The following is a 15,896-nucleotide window of genomic DNA, read 5'->3' on the forward strand; positions in this document are numbered from 1 at the left end:
ACGCCGACTCATGGTCGTGTCTCGTCGATCACCCGTACAGCGCGTTCCAGCTCGGCCCCGGAGAGGTCCGCACGGGCGGTCAGCCTCAGGCGTGAGATGCCGTCGGGCACGGAGGGAGGACGGAAGCAGCCCACGGCCAGGCCTGCCGACCGGCAGTCCGCCGCCCACCGCACGGCCTCCTCCGGGGACGGCGCACGCACGGAGACGACCGCGGCGTCCGGACGCACCGCTTCCAGACCCGCGGCCGTCAGCCGGGAGTACAGCTCGTCCGCCACCGCACGCGCGCGCGGCGCGCGCTGCGGCTCCGCGCGCAGCAGCCTGAGGGCGGCCAGCGCCGCGCCCGCCGCCGCCGGGGCCAGGCCGGTGTCGAAGATGAACGTCCGAGCCGCGTTGACCAGCTGGTCGATCACGCGCGCGGGGCCCAGCACCGCACCGCCCTGGCTGCCGAGCGACTTCGACAGCGTGACCGTGACGACGACGTCGTCGGCGCCCGCGAGACCCGCCGCGTACGGAGCGCCCTGGCCGCCGTCCCCGAGCACGCCGAGCCCGTGGGCGTCGTCGAGGACCAGTCCGGCGCCGTGCTCCCGGCAGGCGGCCGCGAGGGCGGCCAGCGGGGCGGCGTCGCCGTCGACGGAGAAGACCGTGTCGGAGACGGCCACGGCCGGGCCGTCGTGCGTGCCGAGCGCCTTGCGCACCGCCTGCGGGTCGGCGTGTCCGACGACCTGGGTGGTACCGCGGGCCAGTCGGCAGCCGTCGATGAGCGAGGCGTGGTTGCCCGCGTCGGAGACGATCAGCGAGCCGTGCGGGGCCAGCGCGGTGACGGCGGCGAGGTTGGCCGCGTACCCGGAGGAGAACACGAGGGCCGCCTCGAACCCGCAGTGCTGCGCGAGCTCCCGCTCCAGCTCGCCGTGCAGCTCGGTGGTGCCGGTGACCAGTCGGGAACCGGTGGCGCCGCCGCCCCAGGTGCCGGCCGCCTCCACGGCCCCCGCCACGACCCGTGGATGCCGGGCCAGGCCCAGGTAGTCGTTGCTCGCGAGGTCGAGGAGCGGCGAGTCGGCCGGGCGGGGCCGCAGCGTCCGCACGAGTCCGGCGCGGCGGCGCAGCTCCGCCTGCTCGTCGATCCAGCCGAACGCCATGGGTCCTCCGGGCTTTTGTAGGTAGCGGACAGACACTAGCGGCAGCGATCGCCGCCCACGGTGTGGCAATACCCACACGTCGAAGCGGGTGTGTTGTGCGATCCCTACCTTGGCCCGAAGTGGGTGCGTAGGACAGGATCGGCTCTCATGGACCTGCTGAACACGCTGGTGGACAAGGGGCTTCGGCGCGAGCTGCCGACCCGCGAGGAAGCTCTGGCCGTCCTCGCCACTTCCGACGACGACGTGCTGGACGTGGTGGCCGCGGCCGGGAGGGTGCGCCGGCACTGGTTCGGGCGACGGGTGAAGCTCAACTATCTCGTCAACCTCAAGTCGGGCCTGTGCCCCGAGGACTGCTCGTACTGCTCGCAGCGGCTCGGCTCCACGGCCGGGATCCTGAAGTACACCTGGCTCAAGCCCGACGAGGCCTCCCGGGCCGCCGCGGCGGGGCTCGCGGGCGGGGCCAAGCGGGTCTGTCTGGTGGCGTCCGGGCGGGGCCCGACGGACCGGGACGTCGACCGGGTGGCCGGCACCATCAAGGCGATCAAGGAAGAGAACGAGGGCGTCGAGGTGTGCGCCTGTCTGGGCCTGCTCTCCGACGGTCAGGCCGAGCGGCTGCGCGAGGCGGGCGCGGACGCCTACAACCACAACCTGAACACCTCCGAGTCGACGTACGGGGACATCACGACCACGCACACGTACGCCGATCGAGTGGACACGGTCAACAAGGCGCACGCGGCCGGCCTGTCGGCCTGCTCGGGTCTGATCGCCGGCATGGGCGAGAGCGACGAGGACCTCGTCGACGTGGTGTTCTCGCTGCGCGCGCTGGACCCCGACTCGGTGCCGGTCAACTTCCTCATCCCGGTCGAGGGCACCCCGCTGGCCAAGGAGTGGAACCTCACCCCGCAGCGGTGTCTGCGGATCCTGGCGATGGTCCGGTTCGTCTGCCCGGACGTCGAGGTGCGCATCGCGGGCGGCCGCGAGGTCCATCTGCGCACCCTGCAGCCGCTGGCCCTGCACCTGGCCAACTCGATCTTCCTCGGCGACTACCTCACGACCGAGGGCCAGGCCGGCAAGGCCGACCTGGAGATGATCGCGGACGCCGGGTTCGAGGTGGAGGGCGCGGGCGAGGTCACGCTGCCCGAGCACCGGGTGACGGCGGGCGGGGGCTGCGGGTCCCACGAGGGCGGCGGCTGCGGTGCGCACGAGAGCGCGGGCTGCGGATCCCACGAGGGCGGGGGCGTGTGCGGTGGCGCTGCCGCCGCCGTGGCTGAGGCTCCCGCGGTGAGCGAGCCGCGTACGGACCTGGTCGCCGTGCGCCGCCGCGGCGCCGGTACCGACCTCGCGCCCAATGCCTGAGCTGCCCGTCTCCGAACTGCTGGAGCTCGACCGGCGGCATGTGTGGCATCCCTACGGTCCGATGCCCGGCCGGGTGGACCCGCTCGTCGTCGCGTCGGCGAGCGGGGTGCGGCTGCGCCTGGCGGACGGCTCGGGTGAGCTGGTCGACGGCATGTCGTCCTGGTGGTCGGCGATCCACGGCTACAACCACCCCGTGCTGAACGAGGCCGCGCGCGAACAGCTCGGGCGGATGAGCCATGTGATGTTCGGCGGGCTGACCCACGAGCCCGCCGTACGGCTCACGAAGCTCCTTGTCGACATGTCGCCCGACGGCCTGGAGCATGTCTTCCTCGCCGACTCCGGTTCGGTGTCGGTCGAGGTCGCGGTGAAGATGTGCCTGCAGTACTGGCGTTCGCTGGGCCGCCCGGGCAAGCAGCGGCTGCTGACCTGGCGCGGGGGCTACCACGGCGACACCTGGCAGCCGATGTCCGTGTGCGACCCCGAGGGCGGGATGCACGAGCTGTGGACCGGGGTCCTGCCCCGGCAGGTGTTCGTGGACCCGCCGCCGGTCGAGTACGAGGAGTCGTACGCGGAGCAGTTGCGTGCGGCGATCGAGCGGCACGCCGACGAACTGGCCGCGGTGATCGTGGAGCCGGTGGTGCAGGGCGCGGGCGGGATGCGGTTCCACTCCCCCGCGTATCTGCGGGTGCTGCGCGAGGCGTGCGACGCGCACGACGTGCTGCTGGTGTTCGACGAGATCGCGACGGGGTTCGGGCGCACCGGCGCGCTGTTCGCGGCGGGGCACGCGGCGGTGACGCCGGACGTGATGTGCGTCGGCAAGGCGCTGACCGGCGGCTATATGACGATGGCGGCGACCTTGTGCACGTCCCGGGTGGCCGACGGGATTTCGCGGGGCGAGGTGCCGGTGCTGGCGCACGGGCCGACGTTCATGGGCAATCCGCTCGCCGCCGCCGTCGCCTGCGCCTCCATCGAACTGCTGCTCGGACAGGACTGGCTCGCGGAGGTCAAGCGGATCGAGACCGGGCTGCGGGACGGGCTGGCCCCCGCCCTCGACATCCCGGGCGTCCAGGACGTCCGTGTCCTCGGCGCCATCGGAGTCGTCCAGCTCGACCACGCGGTGGACATGAAGGCGGCCACGGCGGCGGCCGTGCGGGAGGGCGTCTGGCTGCGCCCGTTCCGCGATCTGGTCTACACGATGCCGCCCTACGTCACCGGTGACGTGGACGTGGCTCGGATCGCGCGCGCGGTGTGCGCCGCGGCGCGGGAGGGATGAACATGCCGATCCTGGTGATCACGGGGACGGGCACGGAGGTCGGCAAGACCGTCACGACGGCCGCCCTCGCCGCGTCGGCGCTGGCGGCGGGGCGCTCGGTGGCCGTGCTGAAGGCCGCGCAGACCGGCGTCGGGCCGGACCAGCCCGGGGACGCCCACGAGGTCGCACGGCTCGCGGGGGCGCTCACGACGGCCGAACTCGCCCGCTATCCGGAGCCGTTGGCCCCGGCGACGGCGGCACGCCGGGCGGGCCTCGCGCCGGTGCGGCCGTACGAGGTGGTGGAAGCGGCCCAGAAGCTGGCGACGGACCACGACCTGGTGCTCGTCGAGGGCGCGGGCGGTCTGCTCGTACGGTTCGACGAGGCGGGCGGGACGCTGGCCGACGCGGCGCAGGCGCTGCGGGCGCCGGTGCTGGTGGTGGCGTCGGCCGGGCTCGGCACGCTGAACACCACGGAACTGACGGCCCGTGAACTGCGGTGGCGGGGCGTGGAGTTGCTCGGCGTCGTGATCGGCAGCTGGCCCGACTCCCCCGACCTGGCGTCCCGTTGCAACGTGGCGGACCTGCCGGAGGTGGCCGGGGCGCCCCTGCTGGGCGCGCTCCCGGCCGGATCGGGTGCGCTCGCACCCGCCGACTTCCGTACGGCGGCGCCCGGTTGGCTGGCATCGCGCCTGGACGGGACGTGGGAGGCGGAGACGTTCCGGACGAGGACCGGTTCGGGCGCTTAGGGCCGCTCAGGGCCTGTCGTCGCCGTCCGCGAGCAGTCGTACGAGTTCGATGCGGGAGCGGATGCCGAGGCGGGTGAAGACGCCGCGCAGATGGTGGTCGATGGTGCGGGGGCTGAGGGCGAGGCGGGCGGCGATCTCGCGGTTCGTGGCGCCGTCGGCGGCCATGCGGGCGACCAGGAGTTGCTGCGCGGTCAGGTCGGTCGTCGGGCGTCGGCCGCCACGGGCCGGGGTGGCGGCGGGCGCGCCGAGTGCGCGGAGTTCGGCACGGGCGGCCTCCGCGCAGTGCGGGGCGCCGAATGAGTCGAACGCCGCCAGGGCGCTGTGCAGCCGGTCGCGGGCCTCGGTGCGCCGGCGCAGTCGGCGCAGGGCACTGCCGAACAGCAGCTCCGTGCGGGCGCGTTCGACGGCGCGGACGCCTTGGGCGTGCAGGTCGAGGGCCGTGCGGTAGTGGTCGAGGGCGTCGGCGCCCGGAGTGAGCAGGGCCCGGCAGCGGGCGCTGAGGGCGAGGTCGTCGGGGCTGCCGACGGCGCGGGCCCAGCGGTCGTAGTCGGCGTGCGCGGCACGGGCGACGCGGGTGTCGCCGGTGCGGGCGGCGGCCTCGACATAGTGCGGGGTGGCGAGGTGGCGGATGGCCCGGTGGCCGTGACCCGGGCCGGAGGCGGCCAGCGCGCGCAGCCGGGTCGCGGCGGCGTCGTAGCGGCCGGAGCCGAGGTCGAGGAAGGCGAGGGCCCACTGTGCGAGGGCGGCGGGCAGGCCCAGCCCGTGGGCGAGGGCGTACGAGCGGGCGGCCGCGGCCCGCTCCCGGCACAGGTCGCCGTCGCCGGTGAGCGCGGCGAACATCGCCAGGGCGGCCTGGAGATGGCAGGCGCCGTTGTCCTGTCCGGTGGCGTACGCCTGCCGCAGGGCGTCCAGCGCGGCGGTCTCGGCGGCCCGCGGGCGGCCGGTCCAGAACTCGGCGTAGGCGCGGAACTCCATGGCCTGGGACACGCCCGTGGTGAGGCCCCGGGCGCGGGCGGCGGCGGCCGCGCGGACGGTGGCGGTGGCGGCGCGGGTGTGGTCGCCGAGCATGAGCGCGGCGATGCCGGCGTGGACGAGAAGGGTGGGGTCACCGCCGGGCCCGCACCGTCCGGCGGTCGCCTCCAGCAGAACGCGCGCATCGTCGTACCGCCCGTCGACGGCCGCGGCGAGCCCGCCCGACACACCCGGCGGGTCCACTCCCAGCTCCCTGGCGACCGCCCCCACTTCACGACATCGACGCAGGTCACCGGTGTAGACGGCGGCTTCGGCGGCGCGGGCGAGGAGGTGGGAGGCCGGGGCGGGGGCAGCGGGGGCGCGGGGCGCCGGGGGGACGGCGCCGCCGGCGCGCCGCGTGCGGGCCGCGCCTGCCAGCAGGGCGTCGAAGGCCTCCGTCGCGTTGCCCGTGCGCAGGGCGAGGATGCCGGTGAGGGCGTCCGAGTGCGTGCGGGCGGCGAGGGTGCGGGAGCGGTCGCCGTCGCCCGAGTGCCAGGCGTCGGTCGCCGCGTCGGCGAGGAGGCGGGACTGTTCGCGGGGGTCCGCGCAGAGCGCGGCGGCGCGTTCGGCGAGGGCGCCCGAGAGGGCCGGGTCTGCGGCGGCGCGTGCCTGGGCGGCCGCCGCCGTCAGTTCCGCGGCGAGCCGCGCGCTCGGGCCGAGCGCGCCCGCGCCCCGGTGCCAGGACCGCCGGGGCGTCTCCGCCGGCCCGTGCAGGACGCGGGCGAGCAGTCGGTGGACGTCGCGCCGGTCGGCCGGAACGGCCGTCTCGTACGCGGCGATCCGGGTCCAGGCGTCGCGGAAGCCGACGCCGCCGGCCGTGGCGTGGGCGAGACCGGCCGTCTCGGCCGCCTCCAGGGGGCGGGTGTCGAGGCGGGCGGCGGCCACGGCCCGCAGGAAGGCGTGGGTGGCGACCGGGTACTGGTCCGCGGCGGCCAGCAGTAGCAGCAGCCGGGTGTCCTCGGGCAGGGCGCGGATCTCCCGGCGGTAGCCCCGCAGCAGGGCCGGAGCGAGCTCGGCGGGTTCGGTCGGCAGTGGGTCGAGGCCGGCCCGCTGCCGTTCGGTCAGACGCGCCGCGAGTTCGGCGGCGGCGCGCGGATCGCCGTATACGAGCCGGAGCACGCGCACGCGGACGCCGTCCGGCAGCGCCGAGGCCGGGCGCGGACCCGCGTCCGGGGGCGTCGGTGGCGAAGTGCGGTCAAGAGGTGGGGGGTTCACCGGTGTCACCACACAACTGACGTTACTGGCGGGTTACTTGAACCGTAAAGACCGGCGATTTCACCGATGCGGCGCGCGTAGACCCGCCGGACACTCCTGGCAACCCCACCCGTTTCAGGAGGCATCATGCAGCGCCCCAAGCGTCGCATCGCCGCGGCTCTCTCGGCCGTGGTCTCTTCGCTCCTGCTGTCACTGTCCTTCTCCGCCCCCACAGCCCACGCGGCGACCCACAACCCGATCGTCTTCGTGCACGGCATCAGCAGCTCGTCGAGCAGCTGGGACGACTGGGTCGCCGACTTCAAGGCCGACGGCTACGCGGCCTCCGAGCTCGACGCGTGGACCTACAGCTGGTCCCAGTCGAACGCCACCACCGCCTCGCAGCTGGCCACCGAGATCAAGAACGTGCTGGCGAGAACCGGCGCGAGCAAGGTCGACGTCGTCGTCCACTCCATGGGCGCGCTCAGCTCCCGCTACTACCTCAAGAACCTCGGCGGGACGGCGTACGTGGACGACTTCGTCTCCGTCGCCGGCACCAACCACGGCACGTCGGTCGCCGCGTGGTGCAGCTGGCTGTACACCTCCTGCGCCGAGATGGTCACCGGCAGCTCTTTCGTCACCGCGCTCAACTCCGGTGACGAGACCCCGGGCAGCGTGAACTACGCGGCCTACTGGTCGAACTGCGACGCCGCCGTCGACCCGGACTCCTCGGCGCTGCTGAGCGGGGCCACCAATGTCGGCGTCGGGTGCATCTCGCACGACGAGATGAACAACGACCACGGCGTGTACGAACGGGTGCGCGACTTCATCCAGTAGCCGCACGCGACGGAACAGCGGGGGTGCGACGGGCCCGCGCGGGGGAGAATCCAGGTAGGCCCATCCTGCCCGGGAGGTCGCCATGCGACTGTGCTCCACCGGCTCCGGCTCCGGCAAGGTGCTCGGTGATCCCGTCCACCATCCGCTGTTCGCCCGCTGCTACGCCAGGCTGGGCGCGGCCGCGGAGACCCGGGCCGGTCTCGCCGGTGTGCGCGACCGGCTGCTCGCCGGACTCTCCGGCCGGGTCATCGAGATCGGCGCGGGCAACGGGCTCAACTTCGCGCACTATCCCGGCGCCGTCTCGGAGGTCGTCGCGATCGAACCCGAGCGCGGGATGCGGCAGGCGGCGCTGGAGGCCGCTCTGCGCGCCGAGGTCCCGGTCGACGTCGTGCCGGGCATCGCCGAGGCCCTGCCGGTCAAGAGCGAGGCCTTCGACGCGGCGGTGCTCTCGCTGGTGCTGTGCAGTGTGCGGGACGTGCCACGCGCCCTGGCCGAGCTGCGGCGGGTGCTGCGGCCCGGCAGCGAGGTGCGGTTCCTCGAACACGGGCCGGGCGGCGGCCGGGTGATGCGGTTCACCCAGCGCGCGCTGGACCGTACGGTGTGGCCGCACCTGGCCGGCGGCTGCCGGCTCACCCGTGACGCGGTCGGCGCGCTGCGCGAGGCCGGGTTCGAACTCGGCCCGTACGGACGGCTGTTGCTGCCGGAGAAGGGCCCGCGGCTGCCGTTCTCCTACTGCGTGACCGGTACCGCCCGGCGGCCCGACGCACCCGGCTGAGGCCTCACCGCCCGCACAGGCCCCACAGACCTCACCGCCCGCACAGGCCTCACAGGCCTCACAGGCCTCACAGGCTCCACTGGCGCAGTTCCTGCGCGATGTCGGACACCGACGTCTGCCCGTCCTTCACCAGCCGGGCCAGGTCGCGGACCTGTTCGGGCGAGGTGGCGACCTTCAGGCCGCTGGCGACGAGATAGGCGTATGCGACGGCGCAGGCGAACAGGGCGTTGGAGCGCTCCAACGCGGGGACATGGATGAGGAGTTGGAGCAGGGCGGCGGCGCGGGCCTGCGGGTCGTCATAGACGGGGACGTCGAATATCTCGGCCTGGTGGCGTGCCACGGCCGCGACCAGTGCCCCCCAGTCGGTGACCTGGGGGTCCCCCGGGGTGTTCTGTTCGGCGAGCATGAGGAGCCAGGCGAGGTCGATGCGAAGGTCGCTCAAGGGATCAGCGGCGACCTTCGCGCGTACCGGCCTCGCGGGTACCGACCTCGTGCGTACCCGTGCCGCGGCTGCCGCCCTCGCGCTCCGCGCCGAACTCCTCCACGAAGACGGCCTCGTACTGCTTCATGAAGTCACTGGCCGCCTCGACGAACGTATGACCGATTTCCCCGGCGTCCTGTCTGACCAGCTCTTCTATGTAGCGGTTGACGCTCATGCCGCGCGCCGTGGCGCGCTCGCGGGCGGCCCGGGCCGTGCCCTCGTCGACGCGTACGTTCAGCTGGGTCTTCGCCATACCTCGACGCTAGCGCCGGGATGCTAGCAGCCGCAAGGGCGGCCGGGAATCAAAAAGGAATGCGCGGTGTGCGCCGGGTCACACTACGCTCGGCCAGGAGGAGTGCCGACGCGTAGTCGGCCCGTCCACGCGAGCGAGGAGGAAGCCTTGTCCACACCTGCTGCGGAGCACGCCCCCGGCCTGGCCCTGGCCGACCGGATCGCGGCCCGCGCCCGCGGCCTGACCAAGGCGTACGGCTCGGGCGAGACCACGGTGCTCGCCCTGGACTCGGTGGACGTGGACATCGCGCGCGGCCGTTTCACCGCCGTCATGGGACCGTCCGGCTCGGGGAAGTCCACCCTGATGCACTGTCTGGCCGGCCTCGACACCGTCTCGGCCGGTCAGGTGTGGCTCGGCGACACAGAGATCACGGGGCTGAAGGAACGGGAGCTGACCCGGCTGCGGCGGGACCGGATCGGGTTCATGTTCCAGTCGTTCAACCTGATCCCGACGCTCAACGCGGCCGAGAACATCACTCTGCCCATGGACATCGCCGGTCAGAAACCGGACCAGAAGTGGCTGGACCAGGTGATCGACACGCTGGGCCTGCGGGACCGGCTGAAACACCGGCCGTCGCAGCTGTCCGGGGGCCAGCAGCAGCGCGTGGCATGCGCCCGGGCGCTCGCCTCCCGGCCCGAGCTGATCTTCGCCGACGAGCCGACCGGCAATCTGGACTCGCGGGCGGGCCTGGAGGTGCTCGCCTTTCTGCGCCAGGCCGTGGACGATCTCGGCCAGAGCGTCGTCATGGTCACCCATGACCCGGGCGCCGCCGCCCACTCCGACCTGGTGCTCTTCCTCGCGGACGGGCGCATCGTGGACGAGATGGAACAGCCCACGGCGGAGGCGGTACTGGAGCGAATGCGCCTTTTCTCCACGGGAAACCCTCTGACCCCCGGTGTCGACGTCAGCCGCGCGCTGGTCGACGGCGCCCCCGAGAAGGACTGACCCGGTGCTCAAGGCGACACTGCGAAGCTTTCTCGCGCACAAGGGCCGGCTGCTGCTGTCGGCGCTCGCCGTCGTCCTGTCGGTGGCGTTCGTCGCGGGCAGCCTGATCTTCTCCGACACCGTGACGCGCACCTTCGACCGGCTCTTCGCCTCGACGGCGGCGGATGTGACGGTCAAGCCCAAGGACGACCTGAGCTCCTCCGTGCCGACCGGCGCGGTCCAGACCATGCCCGCCTCCCTCGCCGGGCAGCTGGCCCGCGTGAACGGGGTCGCGTCGGCCCACCCGGACGTGAGCGTGGAGAACATCACGGTCGTCGACAACGCGAACAAGTCCGTCGGACCCACCACGGGCGCGCCGACCATCGCCACCGACTGGTACCTCACCGACCGCAGCCCCGTGAAGCTGACCGACGGCCACGCCCCGCACGGCGCCGGCGAGGCCATGCTGGACGCCGACACCGCCGACAAGAAGCATGTGAGGATCGGCGACACGCTCACCGTGATGGCCCAGCCGGGCTCGTTCAAAGTGAAGATCGTCGGCATCGCCACCTTCACCACCACCAACCCGGGCGCGGCCCTGGTCTTTCTCGACCCCGGGACGGCTGCCACGAAGCTCCTGGGCTCGGCGGACAGGGCCACGAGCATCTCCGTCGACGCCGCCGACGGCGTGAACGACACGGTGCTCAAGCAGCGCGTCGCCGCAGCGGTCGGCGCCGGGCCCTACGACGTGAAGACCGCCGACGAGCAGGCCAAGTCGTCGGCGCAGGCCCTGGGCGGGTTCCTCGACGTCATCAAGTACGTGATGCTCGGCTTCGCCGGGATCGCCGTCCTGGTCGGCGTGTTCCTGATCGTCAACACGTTCTCGATGCTGATCGCCCAGCGCACCCGTGAGCTGGGCCTGCTGCGCGCCCTGGGCGCCGACCGGCGTCAGGTGCGGCGCTCGGTGCTCACCGAGGCGGTGCTGCTCGGCGTCGTCGGCTCGACGCTCGGTCTCGCCGCCGGCATCGGCCTCGCGGCCGGGCTGATCAAGCTGATGAGCGCGTTCGGCATGAACCTGAAGACCACGGAGATGGTCGTCGGCTGGGCGACCCCGGTGGCGGCGTACGTGGTCGGCGTCGGTGTCACCTTCGTGGCGGCCTACCTGCCGGCCCGGCGCGCCGGGACCGTGTCGCCGATGGCGGCGCTGGCGGACGCGGACATCGCCGGGGTGGGCCGGCCGCTGAAGGTGCGCGCGGCGGTCGGCGCGGTCGTCGGGGCGCTGGGCGTGGCCGCGCTCGTGGGCTGCGTGTCCTCCTCGAAGACGGCGTCGGCGGCCTCCCTGCTGGGCCTGGGCGTGGTCCTCACGCTCATCGCCACCGTCGTCGCGGGCCCGCTCCTGGTGCGTCCGGTGATCCGTGTCCTCGGCGGCGCCTTCCCGGCGCTGTTCGGCTCCGTCGGCCGGATGAGCCAGCGCAACGCGCTGCGCAATCCACGCCGTACGGGCGCCACGGCCGCCGCGCTGATGGTGGGCCTCGCCCTGGTGGGCGGGATGTCGGTGGCGAGCGCCTCCATGTCCAAGTCCTTCGACCAGCAGATCGACCGGACGCTGGGCGCCGACTTCGTCATCCAGAACGCCAAGTTCACCCCGTTCTCCAAAGAGGTCACGGGCGCCGTGCGCGGCACCGAGGGCGTCGGCCTCGTCGTACGGCAGCGGTTCGCGCCGATCGCCGTACGGCTGCCCGACGGCAAGCGGATCAAGACGACCGCCACCGGCTACGACGATCGGATCGACGACGTCGCGCATGTCACCTACGTGCAGGGGGACTCGGCGGCCGCGCTGGCCGCCGGCGCCATCGGCATGGACGTCGACTTCGCCAAGGACCACGGGGTGCGGCTCGGCACCGTGCTGCCGGTGGAGTTCCCCGGCGACCGGACGACGTCGCTGAAGGTCGGCGCGCTCACCGACCAGGACTCCGCCGAGGGGTTCGGGACGCAGGGCGGCCTGTTCTTCGGGATCGCGACCGTCGAGAAGTATGTGCCGGGCGGGCAGGACTCCGCGCTGTACGTGAACGCGAAATCCGGCACGACGGCCGACCGGCTGCGCCCCCGACTGGACAGGACGCTCGACGCGTATCCGCAGGTGCAGGCCCGTGACCAGGCGGACTACAAGAAGCTGGTGCACGACCAGATCGCCGTCCTGCTGTACCTGGTGTACGCACTGCTCGGGCTCGCGATCGTCATCGCGGTGCTCGGCGTGGTCAACACGCTGGCGCTGTCGGTGGTGGAGCGCACCCGGGAGATCGGGCTGCTGCGCGCCATCGGGCTGGCCCGGCGGCAGTTGCGCCGGATGATCCGGCTGGAGTCGGTGGTGATCGCGGTGTTCGGCGCGGTGCTGGGGCTGGCGCTCGGCCTGGTGTGGGGCGTGTGCATACAGCAGGTGCTGGAGTTGCAGGGCCTGAAGGCCCTCGCGATCCCGTGGGGCACGATCGTCGCGGTCGTCGTGGGCTCGGCGGTCGTCGGCGTCGTGGCGGCGCTGCTGCCGGCGTTGCGTGCCTCCCGGATGAACGTGCTGGCGGCGATCGCTCACGAGTGACGGACGGGGTGGAATCCCGGCGCAGACTCACGTCTCTTGCGGCTGAGGAGAGTTCATGCCGCGTCCGTTCCGTTTCGGCGCCGGCCTGAGCTGCCCCGGGCCCGCCGACGAGTGGCGTGCCACAGGCCGCCGGGGCCACCGACACGAGGCGGCGGGCCGCCGTGGGGCTCTCCGGGCGAGCGGGTCGCTCATCTGCGGTGCACGGTCGAGGAGTTGGAGCCGCTGCGGCGGACTCCTCAGGGGCGGCCGTAAAGGGAGGCGTTCGCTCCGGTCGACGCCGGGATGCGGGCCGGCGACCGTCCGGATTCTGGAATTCCGCGCCGCGGTGCGCCGCCCGTGATGGGATCGCCGCATGTCTGATCTGCGGATACGGGCCGCGACGCCCGACGAACTGGACACCGTCCTCGCCTTCTGGAAGGCCGCCGCCGAGGGCACGAGCATCAGCGACGACCCGAGCGGGGTGGAGCGGCTGGTCGCCCGGGACCCGGAGGCGTTGATCCTCGCGGAGCAGGACGGTGAGCTGGTGGGGACGGTGATCGCCGGGTTCGACGGGTGGCGGTGCCATCTGTACCGGCTGGCGGTGCACCCGCAGTGGCGCCGCAGGGGCATCGGCTCGGCGCTGCTGGCCGCCGCCGAGGAGCGGTTCGTACGGCTGGGCGGGCGGCGCGGGGACGCGATGGTGCTCACCCGCAACGAGACAGCGCATCATGCCTGGCGCGCGGCGGGGTATGCGCCGGAGGAGAAATGGCGGCGCTGGGTGAAGCCGCTCACCGACTGACCAGATCCCTTTGCTGATCCTTTACCATTGGTGGACCGTACGGGTCCGTACGGCCCCCTGACGACTTGTGAAAGGTGTGAGCGTCCGCCCATGGGCGAGCCTCCCAGTACCCGCACGCGACATCGCGCGTTCCTTCCCGCCCTGTCCGATCCTGGGACGGAGGTGACCCGATGACCGAAGTGCTGCTGCTCCTGGTGGCGATCCTGCTGTCGTTCGCGTGCGGCGCCTTCGTCGCCGCCGAGTTCTCGCTGACCACGGTCGAGCGCAGCGAACTGGAGCGGGCGGTGGAGCGCGGCGAGCGCGGTGCCGCCGGGGCCCTCAAGGCCGTACGGAACCTCACCTTCCAGCTCTCCGGCGCCCAGCTCGGCATCACCGTCACCAACCTGGTGGTCGGCATGCTGTCCGAGCCGTCGATCGCCAAGCTGATCGCCGGGCCGCTTCAGTCGCTCGGCCTGTCGGCCACCACGTCGAGTTCGGTCGCCCTGGTGCTGGGCACGGCCCTGTCGACGGTGTTCCTGATGGTCGTCGGCGAACTCGTGCCGAAGAACTGGGCGATCTCCTCCCCGCTGGCGGTCGCCAAGACCGTGGGCAACGCGCAGCGCTGGTTCAGCGCCGCCTTCCGCCCGTTCATCAGTCACCTCAACAACACCGCGAACCACGTCGTGCGCCGCTTCGGACTGGAGCCCACCGAGGAACTCGCCGCCGCGCGCGGCCCGCAGGAACTCGCGGCCCTGGCCCGGCACTCCGCCAGGGAGGGCGCCCTGGAGGCGGACACCGCGGAGCTGTTCGTGCGCACGCTGAACCTGGCCGACCTGACCGCGGAGAACGTGATGACGCCGCGTGTCCAGGTCATCGCCCTGGACGCGACGGCGACCTGCGAGGACGTCGCGAACGCGACCCGGGCGACGGGCCTGTCCCGGTTCCCCGTGTACCGCGGCGGCCTCGACGCGGTGGTCGGCACCGCGCACATCAAGGACGCGCTGGCGATCCCGGCGGAGCGCCGGGTGCGCGTGCCCGTCTCGGAGATCATGCGCGAGCCCCTGCTCGTACCCGAGTCGCTGACCGTGGACCGGCTGCTGGACCGGCTGTCCGGCAAGCGGACGATGGCCGTCGTCATCGACGAGTACGGCGGCACGGCGGGCGTGGCGACGCTGGAGGACATCGTCGAGGAGGTCGTCGGCGAGGTCCGTGACGAGCACGACCCGCACGAGACGCCCGATCTGGCGCCCGCGGGCACGGACGACGACGGACGCGCCCTGTACTCGGCCGACGGCGCCGCCCGCACCGACCAGCTCGCACGCGTGGGCCTGCACGCCCCGGAGGGTCCGTACGAGACGCTCGCCGGTCTCGTCGCCGCCGAGCTGGGCCGGATACCGGCCGTGGGCGACACCGTCGAGGTCGCCGGCTGGCGGATGGACGTCGTGGACGCCTCCGGTCGCCGCGCCGCGCGCGTGCTGCTGCACGCGCCGCCCGCCGCGTCGTCCGGAAGTCTTGAACAGGAGGCCGGGAAGTGACCGCCGTCCAGCTGCTGATCGCCCTGGCGACCCTCGTCGTCAACGCGTTCTTCGTCGGCGCCGAGTTCGCGCTGATCTCCGTCCGCCGCTCCCAGATCGAGCCCTACGCCGATCAGGGCGACCGGCGTGCCAAGAGCGTGCTGTGGGGGCTGCAGCACGTGTCCGCGCTGATGGCGGCGGCGCAGCTCGGCATCACGCTGTGCACGCTGATCCTCGGTGTGGTCGCCGAACCGGCCATCGCGCACCTGCTGGAGCCGGTGTTCCACGCGGTGGGCGTGCCCGAGAGCGCCGGACACGCGGTGTCCTTCGTGATCGCGCTCGCCCTCGCCACCTATCTGCACATGCTGCTCGGCGAGATGGTGCCGAAGAACATCGCGCTCGCCGAGCCGGTACGCAGCGCACTGCTGCTGGGCCCGCCGCTGGTCACCCTGGCGCGGACGCTGCGCCCGGTGATCTTCGCGATCAACGCCTTCGCGAACGGCCTGCTGAAGCTGCTGCGGATCGAGACGAAGGACGAGGTCGCCGCGGCCTTCTCGGACGCCCAGCTGGCTCAGATCGTGCGGGACGCCGGCGAGGCGGGCCTCATCGACGACCGCGCCCAGGAGCGGCTGCACGACGCCCTGGAGCTGGGCCGGCGCCCGGTGCGCGATGTCGTCCTGCCGCTGGAGCGGGTCGTCCACGCGCGCGTGGGCATCACCCCGGAGGGGCTGGAGCGTCTGGCGGCCGAGTCCGGGTTCTCCCGTTTCCCGGTGGTGGACGAGGGGCGCCGGATCGTCGGTTACCTGCATGTCAAGGACGCTCTCGACGCCTCGCCGCAGGACGTGCCGTTCCGGCCGCAGGACATGCGGTCCATCGCACGGGTGCGGGAGGCGACACCGCTGGACGACGTCCTCACCGCGATGCGCGGCAGCCGTACGCATGTGGCGGCCGTACTCGGCTCCGACGGGCGGCTGGCCGGCCTGGTGACCATGGAGGACGTGCTGCGGGAGCTGTTCGGGCAGCAGGCCTGA

At 73.1% G+C, this 15,896-nt stretch carries 14 protein-coding genes; 10 read left to right on the plus strand and 4 right to left on the minus strand.

The annotated features are described in order from the left end of the window. Positions 1-8: 8 nt before the first annotated feature. Entirely contained in the window at positions 9-1,136 is a 1,128-nt protein-coding gene (locus ACZ5SK_RS35290; protein ID WP_334583029.1) for an 8-amino-7-oxononanoate synthase, read from the minus strand. Between the two features lie 147 nt (positions 1,137-1,283). Between ACZ5SK_RS35290 and bioB the strand changes: the two genes are divergently transcribed. Genes bioB through bioD form a run of 3 tightly spaced genes read left to right on the plus strand, consistent with a single transcriptional unit; the run spans position 1,284 to position 4,490 of the window. Further along, positions 1,284-2,492, plus strand: coding sequence for a biotin synthase BioB (bioB, locus tag ACZ5SK_RS35295; protein ID WP_334583030.1), 1,209 nt, complete (start codon positions 1,284-1,286; stop codon positions 2,490-2,492). After that, a complete protein-coding gene (locus ACZ5SK_RS35300) occupies positions 2,485-3,765 on the plus strand; it encodes an adenosylmethionine--8-amino-7-oxononanoate transaminase (protein WP_361709060.1) in 1,281 nt (426 codons plus the stop codon). The genes bioB and ACZ5SK_RS35300 overlap by 8 nt, the downstream gene beginning before the upstream one ends. 2 nt (positions 3,766-3,767) lie before the next feature. After that, on the plus strand, positions 3,768-4,490 hold the full coding sequence (gene bioD / locus ACZ5SK_RS35305) for a dethiobiotin synthase (protein WP_361709099.1): 723 nt from the start codon (positions 3,768-3,770) through the stop codon (positions 4,488-4,490). A gap of 6 nt (positions 4,491-4,496) precedes the next feature. Here bioD and ACZ5SK_RS35310 read toward each other — a convergent pair whose 3' ends face one another. Further along, positions 4,497-6,728 carry a helix-turn-helix transcriptional regulator gene (locus tag ACZ5SK_RS35310; protein ID WP_334583032.1) on the minus strand — a complete coding sequence of 744 codons (2,232 nt, stop codon included), beginning with the start codon at positions 6,726-6,728 and terminating at the stop codon, positions 4,497-4,499. A gap of 114 nt (positions 6,729-6,842) precedes the next feature. Here ACZ5SK_RS35310 and ACZ5SK_RS35315 point away from each other — a divergent pair, with 114 nt between their 5' ends. Next, positions 6,843-7,529 carry an esterase/lipase family protein gene (locus ACZ5SK_RS35315; RefSeq protein ID WP_334583033.1) on the plus strand — a complete coding sequence of 229 codons (687 nt, stop codon included), beginning with the start codon at positions 6,843-6,845 and terminating at the stop codon, positions 7,527-7,529. 82 nt (positions 7,530-7,611) lie between these two features. Further along, on the plus strand, positions 7,612-8,304 hold the full coding sequence (locus tag ACZ5SK_RS35320; RefSeq protein WP_334583034.1) for a class I SAM-dependent methyltransferase: 693 nt from the start codon (positions 7,612-7,614) through the stop codon (positions 8,302-8,304). Positions 8,305-8,371: 67 nt separating this feature from the next. On the opposite strand, the gene ACZ5SK_RS35325 is transcribed toward ACZ5SK_RS35320, so the two are convergent. Both ACZ5SK_RS35325 and ACZ5SK_RS35330 read right to left on the minus strand, forming a co-directional pair. Next, the gene (locus ACZ5SK_RS35325; RefSeq protein WP_319670548.1) at positions 8,372-8,746 is read right to left on the minus strand and encodes a fic family toxin-antitoxin system, toxin component; all 375 of its coding nucleotides are present in this window, start codon (positions 8,744-8,746) and stop codon (positions 8,372-8,374) included. Between the two features lie 4 nt (positions 8,747-8,750). Continuing rightward, positions 8,751-9,038, minus strand: coding sequence for a toxin-antitoxin system HicB family antitoxin (locus ACZ5SK_RS35330; protein ID WP_468576945.1), 288 nt, complete (start codon positions 9,036-9,038; stop codon positions 8,751-8,753). 147 nt (positions 9,039-9,185) lie between these two features. Here ACZ5SK_RS35330 and ACZ5SK_RS35335 point away from each other — a divergent pair, with 147 nt between their 5' ends. The 5 genes from ACZ5SK_RS35335 to ACZ5SK_RS35355 all read left to right on the plus strand — a co-directional run bounded on the left by ACZ5SK_RS35335 (position 9,186) and on the right by ACZ5SK_RS35355 (position 15,896). Then, the gene (locus tag ACZ5SK_RS35335; RefSeq protein ID WP_334583036.1) at positions 9,186-10,022 is read left to right on the plus strand and encodes an ABC transporter ATP-binding protein; all 837 of its coding nucleotides are present in this window, start codon (positions 9,186-9,188) and stop codon (positions 10,020-10,022) included. A gap of 4 nt (positions 10,023-10,026) precedes the next feature. Beyond that, positions 10,027-12,594, plus strand: coding sequence for an ABC transporter permease (locus tag ACZ5SK_RS35340; RefSeq protein ID WP_468576948.1), 2,568 nt, complete (start codon positions 10,027-10,029; stop codon positions 12,592-12,594). Positions 12,595-12,946: 352 nt separating this feature from the next. Continuing rightward, positions 12,947-13,372 (plus strand): GNAT family N-acetyltransferase, encoded by a 426-nt coding sequence (locus ACZ5SK_RS35345; protein WP_334583038.1) that lies wholly within the window; start codon positions 12,947-12,949, stop codon positions 13,370-13,372. Positions 13,373-13,542: 170 nt separating this feature from the next. Continuing rightward, positions 13,543-14,886, plus strand: a complete 1,344-nt coding sequence (locus ACZ5SK_RS35350) for a hemolysin family protein (RefSeq protein WP_334583039.1) — start codon at positions 13,543-13,545, stop codon at positions 14,884-14,886. Continuing rightward, on the plus strand, positions 14,883-15,896 hold the full coding sequence (locus ACZ5SK_RS35355) for a hemolysin family protein (protein WP_079663723.1): 1,014 nt from the start codon (positions 14,883-14,885) through the stop codon (positions 15,894-15,896). The genes ACZ5SK_RS35350 and ACZ5SK_RS35355 overlap by 4 nt, the downstream gene beginning before the upstream one ends.

The sequence above is a fragment of the Streptomyces sp. NPDC031474 genome (assembly GCF_055581185.1).